The organism is Pseudomonas putida, from assembly GCA_041071465.1.
In the GTDB taxonomy this organism is placed as follows: domain Bacteria; phylum Pseudomonadota; class Gammaproteobacteria; order Pseudomonadales; family Pseudomonadaceae; genus Aquipseudomonas; species Aquipseudomonas putida_P.
Genome location: CP163498.1, coordinates 792,832 through 811,114, shown reverse-complemented (window position 1 = coordinate 811,114; position 18,283 = coordinate 792,832). Strand labels below are relative to the sequence as shown.

The window sequence follows — 18,283 nt, the reverse complement described above, 5'->3', positions numbered from 1 at the left end:
ACGCACCGAAAGGTGCCGAACGACAACAGGAAGTAAGTCAGTCTAGCCGTTTCATCGTCTCGCACCGTGCAGCCGACGAGGGCCTCGCATCAACATGTCTGCCAAGCATCGCTGGATCAGCGCTTCGATGGCCGTGGGCAGCCTGCTGCTGCTGAGCGCCTGCGAGCAGAAAAACTTCGAGACCTTGCCCCCCATTCCGATGGAGCAGCTTGAGGTACTCGGCGTACAGACGCCGATCAAGAGCGTGCATTTTCGTGATCGCGACGGCGAAGGCCTACTGGTGTTGAGCCGCAGCGATGGCCAGGCCAGCGACCCGGAAAGCGAACAGGAAGTGGACAAGGTGGTGCTCAAGGCCACCTTGTACGGGCGCACGGCTGAGAGTGACGCCTTCAAGGCGCGTTGGCAGATCGAGCAGGAAACCACGTGCCCGGGGCTGGACCTGGACGTGGACTTCTACAATGACGTCAGTGACGTCAGCGACCTGAACAAGGATGGTGTAGCCGAGGTGACCGTGGCCAGCCATGCCTTCTGCGGTGGCGGTATCGACCCGCACGACATCGCCATCGAGATGCGCGAAGGGCAGGCCAGCTACACCATTACCGGCCAGTCGCTGATCACCCCGGCGGGCGAGGACCCCGTCGGTGGCGAGCGCGAGGACAGCGCCTCGCTGAAAAACGCGCCGCAAGTATTGCGTGATCATATGGACGCGGTCTGGCAGCAGGTTTACAAGCGGCCTTGGAGCGAAGCCAGCCCGCCAGGCGACGATGAGCCTGACGACGAAGCCGAGTAAATGTTGCCCACAACATCAAGGTAAACCCACGCCTGCCGATACATGGGGCATAGGAGAACGTCCATGCTGCCGCCGATCATCCCGCTCAGTGCTGCCCCGGTGACCTCGCAACAGGACCCGGTCAAGCCAACCCCCGACATCAAGCCTGTGGTGCCGGCCCAGCCTGCGTCCGGTGAAAGTGCCATCGACCTCAAGCAGCAGCGCGACCCGCAGGAGCAGGCACTGTTGCTGCGTGACGAGCAGCGTCGCCAGCAGCAACGTCGGCAAAAGGGTGATCAGCAGCGGTACAACGCCTTACCGGGTGACGAGGTCAACGCCGACAACACCGTGCCAGTGGCGCCATTGATGGGCGAGCATGTACGGCAGGGGTTGCTGGTGGACATCGAAGTCTGACGCAGGGCTGGTCAGCGCCTGCCGCTGGCTTCATCATGCAATTCTCAGTTGATCGTCGAGCCACCCATGAGCCAAGACAACCTCATCGATTTCGATGCCGAACGCACCAAGCGCGTCCACGACCTCAAGGAAAAACGCCTGAACGAGATGCGCAACGCATTCGAGCAGGCCCTGCCGTTGAGCACCAGCAAGAAAAAGAAGCCCAAGGGCAAGCCCAAGAAGCGCTGAAACTTGACGCAGGTCAACCCTGCACCCGCCTCGCGTGCCCGGCCCCGGGCACCATTGACCCCGATCAATTTTCCCAGTCCCCACATTGGTTAACTTGCCCTCCATCGGACAACGGCAAACGAATGGGGAGGCCAGCATGTTCTTCGACAACGTGGTTATCGCCGGTGTGGTAACGGTCGGGTTGATGTTCGCTTTCTTTGCCGGTCTGGGCATTTTCATCTGGAAGGACTCGAAAAAGCGCAAGCCGCGCTGACCTTCCGGGTATACGAGCACGCAAGGCATTTAGGGCGACTTCGGTCGCCCATTTTTTTGCCTGCAATTTTTGTGTTGCCTGTGCGCGAAAGGGTCGGCATAGGTTGACTGAGATGGGTTGCTTAGATGATTAGCTAGCTAATTAATCGTTTCCGCTTTATCCTGCTCACCATTGTCTATCGTTTCAGTAAGACCATTCCCCCGCAAGGTCCGCCTCGTGCCCATCACCCTTCAGGCCCTGTTCGCCCCCAGCAGCCTCGCCCTCAAGTTCGCCATCAAGACTTTGCTCGGTGGTGGCCTGGCGTTGTGGCTGGCGATGCGTTGGGGCCTGGAGCAACCCGCTTGGGCGCTGATGACGGCTTTCATCGTCGCCCAGCCGCTATCGGGCATGGTGGTTCAGAAAGGCCTGGCGCGGTTTGCGGGTACCTTGGTCGGCACCGTCATGTCGGTAGTGTTAATTGGCCTGTTCGCGCAGACACCTGGCCTGTTTCTGCTTAGCCTGGCCTTGTGGCTGGCGCTTTGTACCGCCGCGTCCACCCAGTTGCGCAGCGCCTGGGCCTACGCCTTCGTGTTGGCCGGCTACACCGCGGCGATCATTGCCTTGCCGGCAATCGACCACCCGCTGCAGGTATTCGACCAGGCCGTGGCCCGTTGCACCGAGATTTGCCTGGGCATTTTCTGCGCTACAGCCAGCAGTGCCTTGCTCTGGCCCATGCGGGTCGAGCAGCAACTGGGCGGGCAAGCACGGCAGGCTTTGCAGAACGGCCTGCAAGCCGCCAGCGCCATGCTGGGCGGTGAGGACGAGGCGCGTAAAGGCCTGCTGGACAGCCTGGGGCGCATCGTTGCCATCGACAGTCAACGTGAGCATGCCTGGTTCGAGGGCAACCGCGGGCGCCAGCGTGCCCGTGCCATTCGCGGCCTTAGCCAGAAGCTGATGGTGCTGTTGCGCATCTCCCGTTCGGTGCGCCGCCAGTGGCGGCAACTGGATGAGCGGGAGGCCGGGCGTCTGGCGCCCAGGTTGGAGGAGGTGCGCACGCTGCTGGGCAAACCCGATCAGCCCAGCCTGTTGCTGTTACGCCAGCGCATTTGGGATGCCGCTCACAATGAGCAGATCAGCCCGTCGGAACACTTCTGCCTGGCGCGCATGGCCCTGCTGCTGGATTACGCCATGGCTGCCAGCCAGGCGCTGGAGGATGTGGAGGCTGGCAGGGCACCCAAGGATGTGTCCCAGGGCCTGGCTGCACACCGTGATTGGTCGCTGGCCTTGCTGTTCGGTTCGCGTAGCGCGCTGGCCTTTCTGGTCATGAGCGGCTTCTGGCTGGCCACGGCCTGGCCTTCGGCGCCGGGTGGCCTGGTGCTGACCTGTGTGGTCTGCAGCCTGTTCGCCAGCCGCGAGAATGGTGCGCAAATTGGCCTGAGCTTTCTGCGGGGGATCTTTTTGGCGATACCTGCGGCGTTTTTGGTCGGGCAGATCTTGCTCCCGCAATGGAGCAGCTTCGCCATGCTCTGCCTGGGTATGGGTGTGCCGCTGTTTCTGGGCGCATTGGGTATGGCCCACCCACGTACCGGGGCCACCGCCACCTCCTACTGCCTGCACTTCATTGTGCTGGTGTCGCCGCTTAACGCCATGCAGTTCGGCGTGGCGACCCTGCTGAACAGTGCCCTGGCGATGCTGGTGGGGGTATCGGCGGCGGTCATGGCCTTTCGTTTATTGGTGTTTCGCCACCCGGCCTGGCTGGGGCGGCGCTTGCGCGCGGCAACCCAAAGCGACTTGGTGCGCCTTACCCGGCGCGATTTGCGCGGGGCCGACAGCTGGTTTGGCGGGCGCATGGCCGACCGCCTGATGCAACTGGCGCGGCATGCCAGCGAATTACCGGAAGACCAGCGCAAACGCTGGGATGATGGCCTGCACGGGCTGGATATCGGCGACGAACTGGTGCACCTGCGCATGTGTCTGGCTGTCGCCCAGGCCCCCTTGGGGCTAGCCGAGCGTGAGTACCTGCAACAAGTGGAGGCAGTGCTGGCCAAAGGGCCGGCTGCCGGGCGTGGTCAGCGCCTGGATACTGCCAGTGAACAGTTCCTTGCTGCGTTGCGCCGCCTGCCTGCCAGCGACCCGCTACGGCTGGCCGAGGGGGCGGTGCTGCAGTTGCAGAAAAGCTGGGGCAAGTGGTGTCGCTGGCAGGAGGAAACCCATGGGGTTGCGTGAGTGGGAAGTGGGCGGCGTGCTGCTCAGCCCGTTTCTGCTTTATGTGTTGTTGGCGCTGCTGCTCACCGGCCTGCTGCGCCTGGTGGTGCAGGCTACACCGTTGGGGCGCTGGATCTGGCACGAAGCGCTGTTCGACGCGGCGCTGTTCGTTTGTGTGTTGTTCCTGGTGGTGCGCCTGCTGGGAGCGTTATAAAGGAGTGTTTCGATGCGTGCGGCCGTACGTACTCTGGTAACCCTGTGTGTGGTGGCTTTGGCCGTGTTGGCCGGCTACCAGCTGTGGCAGTACTACATGCTTACCCCATGGACCCGCGATGCCCGGGTGCGTGCCGATGTGGTGGTAATCGCACCTGATGTGTCCGGCTGGGTGCGCGAACTCAAAGTGCATGACAACCAGCAGGTCAAGGCCGGCGACCTGTTGATGAGTATCGACCGTGAGCGTTTCCAGGCCGCTTTCGACCAGGCCAGCGCCGTGACTGAAACTCGCGCCCAGCAACTGCGCTTGCGCGAGCGAGAGGCAGCCAGGCGAACTGCCCTGGGGCCCGAGGCGATCAGTGCCGAGTTGCGTGAAAACGCCCAGATCAATGCCGCCATCGCGCGTGGCGAGCTACACGAGGCTGAGGCGCAGTTGCAGGTGGCCAAGATCAACCTGGCGCGCAGTGAAGTGCGGGCACCGCGCAGCGGGCATATCACCAACCTGCGTCTGGCCGAAGGCAACTACGTGAACACCGGGCAAGCGGTGATGGCCCTGGTGGATGATTCAACTTTTTACATCCAGGCCTATTTCGAGGAAACCAAGCTGCCGCGCATTGGCGTAGGGGACTCGGTGAAAGTTTGGCTGATGGGCGCGGGCGAACCGATGCAGGGGCATGTAGAGAGCATCAGCCGCGGCATCACCGACCGCAACAGCAACCCGGACAGCCAGTTGCTGCCGGAGGTGGAACCCACTTTCAACTGGGTGCGGCTGGCCCAGCGGATACCGGTGAGGATTCGCCTGGATCAGGTGCCGGAAGGGGTGACCCTGAGTGCGGGGATGACCGCGAGTGTGCAAGTGCGTGAGGATCAGGATCGCTAGTGAAGGCCCTGGGGCCGCAAAGCGGCCCCAAGATGCCGAACTCAGAGAAACATCCCGCCCGATACCTCCAGCCGCTGCCCGGTAATCCAGCCATTGCCGTCTTCCAGCAGCAGCGCAATCGCTGCCCCGATATCATCCGGCAACCCCACCCGCCCCAATGCCGTGTTGCCAGCGATGTACTCATTCACCTGCGGGTTGTCCCGCACTACGCCGCCACCAAAATCGGTCTCGATCGCACCCGGCGCCAGAATGTTCACGCGAATGCCTCGCGCGCCCAGTTCCTTGGCCTGGTAGCGGGTCAGCACCTCCATTGCGCCTTTCATCGCGGCATAGGCGGCATACCCCGGCAACGCAAAGCGCGCCAGGCCGGTGGAAATGTTGACGATGCGGCCATTGTCCGCCAGTAGCGGTAGCAGGCGCTGGGTGAGGAAAAACGGCCCTTTGAGCTGAATGTTCAACAACTGGTCGAATTGCGCCTCGGTGGTTTCGATGTACGGCACGTTCAACCCAATCCCTGCATTGTTCACCAGAAAGTCGAAACGCTCGCGGCCAAAGTGTTGTTGCAGGGTCGTGCCCAGGCGCTCGGCGAAACCGGCAAAGCTGCTGCTGTCGCTGACGTCCAGTTGCAGCATGGCCGCTTTGACTCCGGCCTGCTCCAGCCGGGCCGCCACGGCGTGCGCTTCATCTGCCTTGCTGTTGTAGGTGCCGATGACATCGATGCCGCGTGCGGCCAGGTGCTCGGCAGCGTTGCGGCCGAGGCCGCGACTGGCGCCGGTGATCAGGGCAATTTTGCGGATCATGGTGAAAACCTCATGGTGGGTGAATGAGGACAGGTTATTGGTCGGTATGGCGCTGTTAAATCCTGAAAATATGGAAATACTGTTCGCTTTAACCGAATAGTAGGGGCCACGTGGTGAACAAGCTGGAGTTGTTGCGCACCTTTGTGCGGGTAAGCGAGGTCAGCAGTTTCACCCAGGCTGCCGAGAGCCTGGGGTTGCCACGTTCGACCGTATCGGAGCAGGTGAGGGCACTTGAGCGCTTGCTGGGCACGCAGTTGTTCAACCGAACCACACGCCGGGTGCAGGCAACCCAGGATGGCGCCTTGCTGTACGAGCGTAGCAAGGACCTGCTGTCGGGCATGGACGAGATCGAGAGCCTGTTCAGTGCCGATGATGCCGAGCTGGCCGGGCGCCTGCGCATCGATCTGCCAACCATGATGGCGCGCCGGGTCATCATTCCGGCGCTACCGCAGTTTCTGCAGCGCTTCCCGAGACTGGAAGTGGAACTCAGTTGCACCGATCGCCAGGTCGATCTGCTGCGCGAAGGGTTTGATTGCGTGATGCGCATTGGCGCATTGCAGGATCTGGATGTAGTGGCACGGCCGGTTGGGCAACTGAGCATGCGCAACTGTGCCAGCCCCGCCTACCTGGCTCGCTATGGTGTCCCGCGTACTCTGCAGGACCTGGCCGATCACCAGCTGGTGCATCATGTGCGCACCCTGGGTGCGCGCAGCGCCGGCTTCGAATACCTGCAAGGCGGTGAGTTGCAATTTCAGGCCATGGCCGGTGTGGTGACGGTCAACAATGCCGAAGCCTACTCGGCGGCCTGCCTGGCCGGGTTGGGGTTGATTCAGGTGCCTGCGGTGGGGGTGGCCGAGCACCTGCAGCGAGGCGAACTTGTTTCGCTGCTGGAAGACTGGCAGGCGCCGGCCATGCCGGTGTCGCTGCTGTATGCCCGGCAACGGCATGTGCCACGCCGGGTACAGGCGTTCATGCAGTGGCTGGGTGAAGTGCTGCACACCCAGGTCGATGCAGTGGTCAGTGATTGAGCAAAGCCATGGCGCATGGAAGGCCACTTGCGTTAGGCTGCCCTCTGCGAGTTGCCCGGCAGAGGCGACCCATTCCCGCCAGGCGTGCGTATCTTCCGATTTCATTGCGAGGTTACGTCATGGCCATTACTTCCCAGGATATCTGCAACGCCGCCGACCAGCTCAAGGGCTTTGTCGGTTTTCACGACAAGCGCGGCGTTCATATCGTGCGTTTCTCCGAGGACTCGTTCGGCATGGACGTGGCCGATGCCAGTATTACCCCCTGCAGCGAGTTCGTCTGGCGGCCCGAGCAAGGGCAGCGTATGGCGCTATGCCGCGAACGGCTGGCGCTGTTGCTGGAGCAGCATGTGGATGACCGCTTGAATATCGGCGAGCCGCTGCGCGCCTACCTGCGCCGGGGCGACCTGCCGGAAATCGTCGCTGAGCGCAGCCTGCAGCAGCCCGTGTAGGAGCAGCCTTGCGCGGCTGCTACAAGGGCTGTGCTGTGTTTTTGGATGTTTGCTGCAGCAGCGCCTGCAGCCCTGCACTGTCCAACGGGCGGCTCATGTAGTAGCCCTGCACTTCATGGCAGCGGTCCTTTTCCAGCGCCTTGAGCTGCTGTTCGCTCTCTACACCCTCGGCTGTCACTGTCAGCCCCATCGCTTCACCGAGATTGATGATGGCCTGGACCACGGCGCGGTCGCTCCCGCCGTTGTTGTTCAGGCCGCTGATGAAGCGCTTGTCGATCTTGATGCTGTCGAACGGGTAGGTACGCAGGTAGCCCAGCGACGAATAGCCCGTACCGAAATCGTCCATGTTCAGGCGCACGCCCAACTCTTTGAGCGACAGCATGGTGCCCAGCGCGCCCTCGATGTCGTTGAGCATCACGTTCTCGGTAATTTCCAGCTCCAGACGCTGGGCCGGGAAGGCGGTGTCCAGCAATATCTCGCGCACGTCGGCCACCACATCGCTGCGCAGGAACTGCGCAGGCGACAGGTTCACCGAAACCAGAACATCGTTGGGCCAGTCATGGGCGGTACGGCAGGCTTCGCGCAGTACCCAGCGGCCCAGCGCAACGATGATGTCGCTCTGCTCGGCCAGCGGGATGAAGGTATCCGGCCCCAGCAACCCTTCCTGTGGGTGCTGCCAGCGCAGCAACGCTTCGACTCCGACGATGCGCAGGTCGCCGAGGCGGTAGCGCGGCTGGTAATGCAACACGAACTCCTGATTGCGCAAAGCCCGGCGCAGGTCGTTCTCCAACTGGCGGCGGTACTGGATTTGCTGGTTCATTTCGGCAGCGAAGTAGCGCCAGGTGTTCTTGCCGTCGGCCTTGGCCTGGTACAGGGCAATGTCGGCGCAGCGAATCAGCTCGCCGGCATCGAAGCCTTGAGTGCGGGTCTGGGCAACGCCAATACTGGCGCCAATGTGCAACTGCTGGCCGTCGAAGATGATGGGTTGCTGCAGCAGGCCAATCAGCCGCGCACAGAAGCGGTCGATTTCGCTACGGTTGTCCATGCCGCCGAGTACCAGGATGAACTCGTCGCCGCCCAGGCGCGCGACCAGGTCGCCATCGCGGGTGGTGTCGCGCAGGCGCGTTGCCACTTCTTGTAGCACGGCATCGCCAGCGGCATGGCCGAGCGAGTCGTTGATCGGCTTGAAGTTGTCCAGGTCCAGCAGCAGCAGGGTGAGCGGCGGTGAGTCATTGCCGCGAAGCAGTGCCTGTTCCAGGTGCCTGGCCAGCTTGTTGCGGTTGGCCAGCCCGGTCAGTGGGTCGTGCAGCGACAGGTGCTGGATGCGCGCGTGGGCGTCGACTTCGTCGGTTATATCGCTGGCCGTTCCTCGAAAGCCAAGCGCCTTGCCGTCGTGCCAGATGGCGCGGGCGGAAATCCGGCAATAACGGTTTTGGCCATTCGGGTCTCGGTAGGTGCACCGCAGGTTGGCCAACTGCTGCGGGTCGGCGGTAGTCAATACGTCCAGCCAGGGCGACAACGGTGTGGTATCGCAGGCCAGCAGCTGGTTGAGCGGGTGGCCCAGCCAGTCGTCTACCGGGTAGCCGGTGACGTTGGCAAAGCGTTGCGACAGGTAGGTCAGGCGTTGTTGCCGGTCGGTTTCCCAGATCCAGTCGGATGCCGACTCGGCTACCGCGCGAAAACGTTGCTCGCTGGCCTCCAGTGCCTGGTTGCTCTGTTGCAGGTGGAGCAGGGTCAGGCCGACTGCTCGTGAGCTGCGCAAGGCATGGCGGCACAGGTACAGCATGACCAAGCCGAGTATCAGCAGCACGCTCAACAGAGCTGGCAATACTGCCCACAAGAGTTGGTGCCCAGGCAGCGGGCTGCTCCAGGACAGGTGATAGCCGGTGTCGCCCAGGTCGATACGCAGGTGGCCATGCTGCTGTTTATCTTCCTTCTCCACGTGCATGCCCGTCAGGCCGGCACCTTTGCCCAGCTGCGCCAGTTTTTCTTCGGTAAGCTGGTCGACGAACAGCATCACTGGCGCCTGGCTCACCTCGCTGTCGGTGACGTCGCGGTCAGGGCGCACGGCCGCTGCACTGAGTACGGCCGGCCAGCCATTGAACAACACGAAGTGGGTGACCTGCTCGCGCGCAATTGCCGCCGCACGGGCCTGGTCAATGATCGGCTGGAGCGGTGCGTCTATATACGTGTTGGCGCCGGCCTGGCTGGGCTGGCCTTTGAACAAGGCATAGGTGGTACGGTCGTCTTCCAGCACAAACACCCCTTCGTAGCCGCTGGCGCTGTACAGCGACTCACCTACATTTTTTTCTTCGTAGGCCCAGTGCCAGTCGACATCACCTGCCAGGTGCTCGAAGGCTGCATCCCATACGGCATAGCTGGACAGAAACTGGCGCGAGGCGAGCAACCGTTGTTCCAGCGCCTGGGTTGCATGGAAGGCGCTGCGTTGGCGCTCCTGCTGGTCGAGCGTGGTCGCGATATTGAACAGAGCTCCGAGAATGACCAGGCAGGCCAGGCCGAACACTGTGCTGAAACCGGCAATCAGGTGGCGCACCTGAAAGCGTGGTGTAGGGCTGGCGGGTGGAAGGTTGGCGGTCCTGGCCATGCGCGAGCGGCTCCTTCAGGCAACCTCCCGCCAGGCAGTCAGGAAGGAGGTTCAATCAGGATAGGCCAGCTTGAGCGCGGCAGCGTCAGCGCGGGCAAAATTGACTTGATCGCGGCCAGCGTGCTTGGCGGTGTACAGCGCCTTGTCCGCCTGTTCGAGCCAGTGCTCCGGGGACTCCAGGCCGGCCTCGAATGGTGACAGGCCGATACTCAGGCTGATGCGCAAGTGGGGTAGCTGTGGGTTGCGGTAGCTGGAAACCTGCTCGCGCAGGCGCTCCATGGCATGACAGGCCTGGGCTTCGCTGGTATCGGGCAGGATCACGCAGAACTCGTCGCCGCCGTAACGCCCGGCTTGGTCGCCTTCGCGCAGGTTGCGCCGCAGCTCGACGCTGAGCTGGCGCAAGACACAGTCGCCGACCACATGGCCGAAGGTGTCGTTGATGGTCTTGAAGTGGTCGATGTCGATCAGGGCAATCACCGCGTGCCCCTGTTGCTGCTTGCAGGCCTGGAACTTGAGCAGCAGCAGGTCTTTCCAGGCGCCGTGGTTGAGCAGCCCGGTCAGGCTGTCGGTGAGGCTCAGTGCGCTCAGCCGGCGCTTGTGGTCGCCCAGCTTGATCGCCAGCTGGTAGCACACCCAGCCCAAGGCCAGCGGGTAAAGCGTGAGCATTGGCAGGCAGGCATAGACCTGCAGGGGGGTGGCGGTCAGTTGCAAGCCGGGGCCGAGCAGCAGAAGGGCGACAAGCATGCCAGCCAGCTGCGCCAGCACCCCGCGAAAGACCATGCGTTTGCCGCCGGCGGCGACGTTGTTCATGGTCATCATCGACAGCACGGTCACGCTGGGCAGCGGGTTGAAGTGCATGGCGGCGGTCCAGAACCCGCCCATTAGCGAATCCAGCAGCAAATTGCGTTGTTCTGCCTGGTACGGCGCTGCCGAGCGGGCAGCCCACAGGTAGGCGATGTGTGGCCACAACAGCCCATTGAACAGTACCAGCAGCCATGCCCAGGTGGGTGGCGACAGCGGCGCAATGGCCGCCATGACACTGAACAGGCCGATGCCCAGGCCGATGACACGCGGCAGGTAGATGCGCTTGACGAAAGAAAGGCCTTTGCCGCTGCGGTTGTCCATCATGGTCATGTTCTTCTGCCGGGTGCCGTTTATCGCATAACTTGCATGAATATTGTTGAACAGTGTTTCATCGGCGAAAAATGACCTTACAAGCCATTTCACGGTTGATCCGATCACTGTGGGGTAACATGAAGGCTTTCCTGTTGCTCGGAGTACTGCTGATGGTTCCTTTGGCCAACCCCGCCGGCGAGCCGGCGCCACAGCGGGACGGACGTTTTCACAACCAGGCATTGTTGCCGCAGGAAGGTGTACTGAAAAAGTTGCGCATTGGGCTAAAGTACCTGTTCTTGCGCAAACCGCCAGAAACCCGGCCAGCCACGCCGATCAGCCTGCAGCCCATGACCCGCCAGCAAGTGCTCGACGCCCCTGACCACAGCTTGTGGCGCCTGGGCCATTCCACGGTATTGCTCAAATTGCGTGGGCGTTTCTTCATTACCGACCCGGTCTTCGCCGAGCGGGCCTCTCCCGTGCAGTGGGCCGGCCCGTTGCGCTTCCATGCGCCACCGCTGGGGCTGGACCAGCTGCCGCCGCTGGCGGCGGTAGTGTTGTCGCACGACCACTTCGACCACCTTGATGAGCAGGCGATTCGCCAGTTGGCGCCGCGCACCGGGGTGTTCCTGGCGCCATTGGGTGTGGGCGACCGCTTGATCAACTGGGGCGTGGAGCCGGCGAAGGTGCGGCAACTGGACTGGTGGCAGGAGAGCGAAGTGGATGGCGTACGTTTCGTCGCCACCCCGGCACAGCATTTTTCCGGGCGCGGCTTGCTGGACAGTAACCGGACCTTGTGGGCGTCGTGGGTGATTGTCGATGAGGATGTGCGGGTGTTCTTCAGTGGCGATACTGGGTACTTCGAGGGGTTCAAGCAGATTGGCGAGCGCTTCGGGCCGTTTGACCTGACCCTGATAGAGACCGGTGCCTACAACGTGGCCTGGCCCGCTGTGCACATGCAGCCGGAGCAGAGCCTGCAGGCCCACCTGGATTTGCGCGGCCGCTGGATGCTACCGATTCACAACGGCACTTTCGACCTGTCCATCCATGGCTGGCAGGAGCCTTTCGAGCGTATTGTTGCGTTGGCCAATGAGGCTCAGGTGCGCCTGAGCACACCGCAGATGGGGGAACGGGTCAGCCTGGGCTCACCGCATGCCGGGCAGAACTGGTGGCAGCCGCGGCCCGCGCGCCAGCGGGGCCAAGGGCATGAGCGAACCGTAGCGGCGCGCTGAGTATCATTTGTGCTCGTCCCTGCGGGGCGAGGGCTGAGCCTGGTCGTCGTCCAGGAGTCGCGAGGGCGGCTTGCCGCTGTCACTGCGCACTTGGGCATGGCTGATCAGGGCGAAGATGAAGCTGCCGCCGATGATGTTGCCCGCCAGCGTCGGCAGGGCAAAATCCAGCCAGAAGCTTCGCCAGGTTTCATCCCCAGCCCAGACCAGGTAGGACACTTCGACCGAGCCCACTACTATATGAGTGAAATCGCCAAGGGCCATCAGGTAGGTAATCATCAGGATGATCCAGATCTTGGCGTGTTCCATCGACGGGATCATCCAGACCATTGTGGCGATCATCCAGCCCGAGACGATGCCCTTGGCGAACATCTGGCTGATATCGTTCTTCATTACCTTGCGGCCGACCTCCAAGAAGGCGACATCGGTCTTGCTGTCGAAGATCGGCAGTTCCAGCATCACCCAGGCCACCAGCAGGGTGCCGGCCAGATTGCCAAGCAACACCACGCCCCATAGACGAAGCAGGCGCCCGAAGTTGGCCAGAGTAGGGGAGGTCATGACGGGGAGCACGGCAGTGAGCGTGTTTTCGGTAAACAGTTGCTGGCGGGCCAGGATCACGGCAAGAAAGCCCGTGCTATAGCCGATGCTGGCGATTACCTGGGCACCGTCGCCTTCTGGCAGGCGGGCGTAGAACAGCCCCATGGCCATCAGTGACAGCCCCATGGAAAGGCCGGCGGCCAGTGCCGACCACCACAGCGCGGCCAGGGTGCGCTCCAGTTCCTGGTCACCTTGGCTGCGAATGATCTCATGCAGCACTGCCGCCCTTGGCGGCTGGTTGTGGCTGACCTCCTGTTCTTCGTCTGCAGACAGGCCGGGGGTTTTCTCGCTCTGCGCATCGCTCATGGCCGCTACGCTCCGTGGGGGTGTTTCTTTACAGATCCACGACGCTTTCATTAGTTGCCGAGTAGCGGCAAAACGGTGATGGAAAGTTTTTTCAGAACAAGGTGTTGACTCTGATTTTAAAGCGCGTATTATTCGCCTCCTCGCAGCGACAAACGCTTCGGGCAAGCGGTAAGTTGTTGAAGTTGTTAGCTTTCGAAAGAAAGCGGTGGTAAAAAACTTCAAAATAAACGCTTGACAGGCTCTGAGGAAAGCGTAGAATGCGCGCCTCGGTTGAGACGAAAAGCTCTTAACCAAACGCTCTTTAACAAATTGAATCAAGCAATTCGTGTGGGTGCTTGTGAGTACGGACTGATAGTCAAAAAGATTATCAGCATCACAAGTGGCCATGCGAGAAATCACATAGTCATTTGAGATTGCTGAGCCAAGTTTAGGGTTTCTTAAAAACCCAAGCAGTATTGAACTGAAGAGTTTGATCATGGCTCAGATTGAACGCTGGCGGCAGGCCTAACACATGCAAGTCGAGCGGATGACGGGAGCTTGCTCCTTGATTCAGCGGCGGACGGGTGAGTAATGCCTAGGAATCTGCCTGGTAGTGGGGGACAACGTTTCGAAAGGAACGCTAATACCGCATACGTCCTACGGGAGAAAGCAGGGGACCTTCGGGCCTTGCGCTATCAGATGAGCCTAGGTCGGATTAGCTAGTTGGTGGGGTAATGGCTCACCAAGGCGACGATCCGTAACTGGTCTGAGAGGATGATCAGTCACACTGGAACTGAGACACGGTCCAGACTCCTACGGGAGGCAGCAGTGGGGAATATTGGACAATGGGCGAAAGCCTGATCCAGCCATGCCGCGTGTGTGAAGAAGGTCTTCGGATTGTAAAGCACTTTAAGTTGGGAGGAAGGGCAGTAAGCTAATACCTTGCTGTTTTGACGTTACCGACAGAATAAGCACCGGCTAACTCTGTGCCAGCAGCCGCGGTAATACAGAGGGTGCAAGCGTTAATCGGAATTACTGGGCGTAAAGCGCGCGTAGGTGGTTTGTTAAGTTGGATGTGAAAGCCCCGGGCTCAACCTGGGAACTGCATCCAAAACTGGCAAGCTAGAGTACGGTAGAGGGTGGTGGAATTTCCTGTGTAGCGGTGAAATGCGTAGATATAGGAAGGAACACCAGTGGCGAAGGCGACCACCTGGACTGATACTGACACTGAGGTGCGAAAGCGTGGGGAGCAAACAGGATTAGATACCCTGGTAGTCCACGCCGTAAACGATGTCAACTAGCCGTTGGAATCCTTGAGATTTTAGTGGCGCAGCTAACGCATTAAGTTGACCGCCTGGGGAGTACGGCCGCAAGGTTAAAACTCAAATGAATTGACGGGGGCCCGCACAAGCGGTGGAGCATGTGGTTTAATTCGAAGCAACGCGAAGAACCTTACCAGGCCTTGACATGCAGAGAACTTTCCAGAGATGGATTGGTGCCTTCGGGAACTCTGACACAGGTGCTGCATGGCTGTCGTCAGCTCGTGTCGTGAGATGTTGGGTTAAGTCCCGTAACGAGCGCAACCCTTGTCCTTAGTTACCAGCACGTTATGGTGGGCACTCTAGGAGACTGCCGGTGACAAACCGGAGGAAGGTGGGGATGACGTCAAGTCATCATGGCCCTTACGGCCTGGGCTACACACGTGCTACAATGGTCGGTACAGAGGGTTGCCAAGCCGCGAGGTGGAGCTAATCTCACAAAACCGATCGTAGTCCGGATCGCAGTCTGCAACTCGACTGCGTGAAGTCGGAATCGCTAGTAATCGCGAATCAGAATGTCGCGGTGAATACGTTCCCGGGCCTTGTACACACCGCCCGTCACACCATGGGAGTGGGTTGCACCAGAAGTAGCTAGTCTAACCTTCGGGAGGACGGTTACCACGGTGTGATTCATGACTGGGGTGAAGTCGTAACAAGGTAGCCGTAGGGGAACCTGCGGCTGGATCACCTCCTTAATCGACGACATCAGCCTACTGATGAGCTCCCACACGAATTGCTTGATTCATTTGCTGATCAGAACTCAGAAATGAGCATTCCCTGCGAATGTTGATTTCTGACTTTTGTCAGATCGTTCTTTAAAAATTCGGATATGTGATAGAAATAGACTGATGGCCAGTTTCACTGCTGGTTAATCAGGCTAAGGTAAAATTTGTGAGTTCTGCTCGAAAGAGCGACGTGCGAATTTTCGGCGAATGTCGTCTTCACAGTATAACCAGATTGCTTGGGGTTATATGGTCAAGTGAAGAAGCGCATACGGTGGATGCCTTGGCAGTCAGAGGCGATGAAAGACGTGGTAGCCTGCGATAAGCTTTGGGGAGTCGGCAAACAGACTGTGATCCAGAGATCTCTGAATGGGGGAACCCAGCCAGCATAAGCTGGTTATCTTGTACTGAATACATAGGTGCAAGAGGCGAACCAGGGGAACTGAAACATCTAAGTACCCTGAGGAAAAGAAATCAACCGAGATTCCCTTAGTAGTGGCGAGCGAACGGGGACCAGCCCTTAAGTTGGTTTGAGATTAGTGGAACGCTCTGGAAAGTGCGGCCATAGTGGGTGATAGCCCCGTACACGAAAATCTCTTATCAATGAAATCGAGTAGGACGGAGCACGAGAAACTTTGTCTGAATATGGGGGGACCATCCTCCAAGGCTAAATACTACTGACTGACCGATAGTGAACCAGTACCGTGAGGGAAAGGCGAAAAGAACCCCGGAGAGGGGAGTGAAATAGAACCTGAAACCGTATGCGTACAAGCAGTGGGAGCCTACTTTGTTAGGTGACTGCGTACCTTTTGTATAATGGGTCAGCGACTTATATTCAGTGGCGAGCTTAACCGAATAGGGGAGGCGTAGCGAAAGCGAGTCTTAATAGGGCGTTTAGTCGCTGGGTATAGACCCGAAACCGGGCGATCTATCCATGGGCAGGTTGAAGGTTAGGTAACACTGACTGGAGGACCGAACCGACTACCGTTGAAAAGTTAGCGGATGACCTGTGGATCGGAGTGAAAGGCTAATCAAGCTCGGAGATAGCTGGTTCTCCTCGAAAGCTATTTAGGTAGCGCCTCATGTATCACTGTAGGGGTAGAGCACTGTTTCGGCTAGGGGGTCATCCCGACTTACCAAACCGATGCAAACTCCGAATACCTACAAGTGCCGAGCATGGGAGACACACGGCGGGTGCTAACGTCCGTCGTGAAAAGGGAAACAACCCAGACCGTCAGCTAAGGTCCCAAAGTCATGGTTAAGTGGGAAACGATGTGGGAAGGCTTAGACAGCTAGGAGGTTGGCTTAGAAGCAGCCACCCTTTAAAGAAAGCGTAATAGCTCACTAGTCGAGTCGGCCTGCGCGGAAGATGTAACGGGGCTCAAACCATGCACCGAAGCTACGGGTATCACCTTTTGGTGATGCGGTAGAGGAGCGTTCTGTAAGCCTGTGAAGGTGAGTTGAGAAGCTTGCTGGAGGTATCAGAAGTGCGAATGCTGACATGAGTAACGACAATGCGAGTGAAAAACTCGCACGCCGAAAGACCAAGGTTTCCTGCGCAACGTTAATCGACGCAGGGTTAGTCGGTCCCTAAGGCGAGGCTGAAAAGCGTAGTCGATGGAAAACAGGTTAATATTCCTGTACTTCCAGTTATTGCGATGGAGGGACGGAGAAGGTTAGGCCAGCCTGGCGTTGGTTGTCCAGGTTTAAGGTGGTAGGCTGGAATCTTAGGCAAATCCGGGATTTCAAGGCCGAGAGCTGATGACGAGTTGCCTTTAGGCGACGAAGTGGTTGATACCATGCTTCCAAGAAAAGCTCCTAAGCTTCAGATAACTGGGAACCGTACCCCAAACCGACACAGGTGGTTAGGTAGAGAATACCAAGGCGCTTGAGAGAACTCGGGTGAAGGAACTAGGCAAAATGGCACCGTAACTTCGGGAGAAGGTGCGCCGGCGAGGGTTAAGGACTTGCTCCGTAAGCCCATGCCGGTCGAAGATACCAGGCCGCTGCGACTGTTTATTAAAAACACAGCACTCTGCAAACACGAAAGTGGACGTATAGGGTGTGACGCCTGCCCGGTGCCGGAAGGTTAATTGATGGGGTTAGCGCAAGCGAAGCTCTTGATCGAAGCCCCGGTAAACGGCGGCCGTAACTATAACGGTCCTAAGGTAGCGAAATTCCTTGTCGGGTAAGTTCCGACCTGCACGAATGGCGTAACGATGGCGGCGCTGTCTCCACCCGAGACTCAGTGAAATTGAAATCGCTGTGAAGATGCAGTGTATCCGCGGCTAGACGGAAAGACCCCGTGAACCTTTACTATAGCTTTGCACTGGACTTTGAATTTGCTTGTGTAGGATAGGTGGGAGGCTTTGAAGTGGGGACGCCAGTTCTCATGGAGCCATCCTTGAAATACCACCCTGGCAACTTTGAGGTTCTAACTCAGGTCCGTTATCCGGATCGAGGACAGTGTATGGTGGGTAGTTTGACTGGGGCGGTCTCCTCCCAAAGAGTAACGGAGGAGTACGAAGGTGCGCTCAGACCGGTCGGAAATCGGTCGTAGAGTATAAAGGCAAAAGCGCGCTTGACTGCGAGACACACACGTCGAGCAGGTACGAAAGTAGGTCTTAGTGATCCGGTGGTTCTGTATGGAAGGGCCATCGCTCAACGGATAAAAGGTACTCCGGGGATAACAGGCTGATACCGCCCAAGAGTTCATATCGACGGCGGTGTTTGGCACCTCGATGTCGGCTCATCACATCCTGGGGCTGAAGCCGGTCCCAAGGGTATGGCTGTTCGCCATTTAAAGTGGTACGCGAGCTGGGTTTAGAACGTCGTGAGACAGTTCGGTCCCTATCTGCCGTGGACGTTTGAGATTTGAGAGGGGCTGCTCCTAGTACGAGAGGACCGGAGTGGACGAACCTCTGGTGTTCCGGTTGTCACGCCAGTGGCATTGCCGGGTAGCTATGTTCGGAAGAGATAACCGCTGAAAGCATCTAAGCGGGAAACTTGCCTCAAGATGAGATCTCACTGGGATCTTGAATCCCCTAAAGGGCCGTCGAAGACTACGACGTTGATAGGTTGGGTGTGTAAGCGCTGTGAGGCGTTGAGCTAACCAATACTAATTGCCCGTGAGGCTTGACCATATAACACCCAAGCAATTTGTGCGTCAGCCAAATTGCGGTGGTGAAGATGATA

General features: G+C 59.4%; 14 protein-coding genes and 2 rRNA genes. 12 read left to right on the top strand and 4 right to left on the bottom strand.

From position 1 onward, the window contains the following. Window positions 1-94 precede the first annotated feature (94 nt). From AB5975_03760 to AB5975_03730, 7 genes are all read left to right on the top strand, one after another. Complete coding sequence (locus tag AB5975_03760; protein XDR21041.1) at window positions 95-790, top strand: M949_RS01915 family surface polysaccharide biosynthesis protein; 696 nt, start codon at window positions 95-97, stop codon at window positions 788-790. 63 nt (window positions 791-853) lie between these two features. After that, a complete protein-coding gene (locus AB5975_03755) occupies window positions 854-1,183 on the top strand; it encodes an aspartate-semialdehyde dehydrogenase (protein XDR21040.1) in 330 nt (109 codons plus the stop codon). A 66-nt stretch (window positions 1,184-1,249) separates the two neighbouring features. Continuing rightward, window positions 1,250-1,411, top strand: coding sequence for a hypothetical protein (locus tag AB5975_03750; GenBank protein XDR21039.1), 162 nt, complete (start codon window positions 1,250-1,252; stop codon window positions 1,409-1,411). A 136-nt stretch (window positions 1,412-1,547) separates the two neighbouring features. Next, complete coding sequence (gene ccoM, locus AB5975_03745; protein XDR21038.1) at window positions 1,548-1,664, top strand: cytochrome c oxidase subunit CcoM; 117 nt, start codon at window positions 1,548-1,550, stop codon at window positions 1,662-1,664. Window positions 1,665-1,880: 216 nt separating this feature from the next. Then, the gene (locus AB5975_03740) at window positions 1,881-3,869 is read left to right on the top strand and encodes an FUSC family protein (GenBank protein XDR21037.1); all 1,989 of its coding nucleotides are present in this window, start codon (window positions 1,881-1,883) and stop codon (window positions 3,867-3,869) included. Continuing rightward, window positions 3,856-4,062 (top strand): DUF1656 domain-containing protein, encoded by a 207-nt coding sequence (locus tag AB5975_03735; protein XDR21036.1) that lies wholly within the window; start codon window positions 3,856-3,858, stop codon window positions 4,060-4,062. The genes AB5975_03740 and AB5975_03735 overlap by 14 nt, the downstream gene beginning before the upstream one ends. A 12-nt stretch (window positions 4,063-4,074) precedes the next feature. Then, window positions 4,075-4,941, top strand: a complete 867-nt coding sequence (locus AB5975_03730; protein XDR21035.1) for an efflux RND transporter periplasmic adaptor subunit — start codon at window positions 4,075-4,077, stop codon at window positions 4,939-4,941. A gap of 41 nt (window positions 4,942-4,982) precedes the next feature. Here the strand turns inward: AB5975_03730 and AB5975_03725 are convergent, their stop codons facing one another. Next, window positions 4,983-5,741 carry an SDR family NAD(P)-dependent oxidoreductase gene (locus AB5975_03725; GenBank protein XDR21034.1) on the bottom strand — a complete coding sequence of 253 codons (759 nt, stop codon included), beginning with the start codon at window positions 5,739-5,741 and terminating at the stop codon, window positions 4,983-4,985. A 113-nt stretch (window positions 5,742-5,854) separates the two neighbouring features. Here AB5975_03725 and AB5975_03720 point away from each other — a divergent pair, with 113 nt between their 5' ends. Continuing rightward, complete coding sequence (locus AB5975_03720) at window positions 5,855-6,769, top strand: LysR family transcriptional regulator (GenBank protein XDR21033.1); 915 nt, start codon at window positions 5,855-5,857, stop codon at window positions 6,767-6,769. A gap of 119 nt (window positions 6,770-6,888) precedes the next feature. After that, the gene (locus AB5975_03715; protein ID XDR21032.1) at window positions 6,889-7,218 is read left to right on the top strand and encodes a DUF2025 family protein; all 330 of its coding nucleotides are present in this window, start codon (window positions 6,889-6,891) and stop codon (window positions 7,216-7,218) included. 19 nt (window positions 7,219-7,237) lie between these two features. Here AB5975_03715 and AB5975_03710 read toward each other — a convergent pair whose 3' ends face one another. Continuing rightward, a complete protein-coding gene (locus AB5975_03710; protein ID XDR21031.1) occupies window positions 7,238-9,823 on the bottom strand; it encodes an EAL domain-containing protein in 2,586 nt (861 codons plus the stop codon). Window positions 9,824-9,874: 51 nt separating this feature from the next. Next, window positions 9,875-10,948 carry a diguanylate cyclase gene (locus AB5975_03705; GenBank protein ID XDR22915.1) on the bottom strand — a complete coding sequence of 358 codons (1,074 nt, stop codon included), beginning with the start codon at window positions 10,946-10,948 and terminating at the stop codon, window positions 9,875-9,877. Between the two features lie 128 nt (window positions 10,949-11,076). Between AB5975_03705 and AB5975_03700 the strand changes: the two genes are divergently transcribed. Further along, the gene (locus AB5975_03700; GenBank protein XDR21030.1) at window positions 11,077-12,168 is read left to right on the top strand and encodes an MBL fold metallo-hydrolase; all 1,092 of its coding nucleotides are present in this window, start codon (window positions 11,077-11,079) and stop codon (window positions 12,166-12,168) included. 3 nt (window positions 12,169-12,171) lie between these two features. On the opposite strand, the gene AB5975_03695 is transcribed toward AB5975_03700, so the two are convergent. Further along, window positions 12,172-13,068 (bottom strand): formate/nitrite transporter family protein, encoded by an 897-nt coding sequence (locus tag AB5975_03695; protein XDR21029.1) that lies wholly within the window; start codon window positions 13,066-13,068, stop codon window positions 12,172-12,174. 457 nt (window positions 13,069-13,525) lie between these two features. On the opposite strand from AB5975_03695, the gene AB5975_03690 reads away from it, so the two are divergent. Together AB5975_03690 and AB5975_03685 are read left to right on the top strand one after the other, a co-directional pair. Then, window positions 13,526-15,061: ribosomal RNA gene (locus tag AB5975_03690) — 16S ribosomal RNA — on the top strand. A 278-nt stretch (window positions 15,062-15,339) separates the two neighbouring features. After that, window positions 15,340-18,231: ribosomal RNA gene (locus AB5975_03685) — 23S ribosomal RNA — on the top strand. Together the 16S and 23S rRNA genes form the textbook arrangement of a ribosomal RNA operon. Window positions 18,232-18,283: the final 52 nt, after the last annotated feature.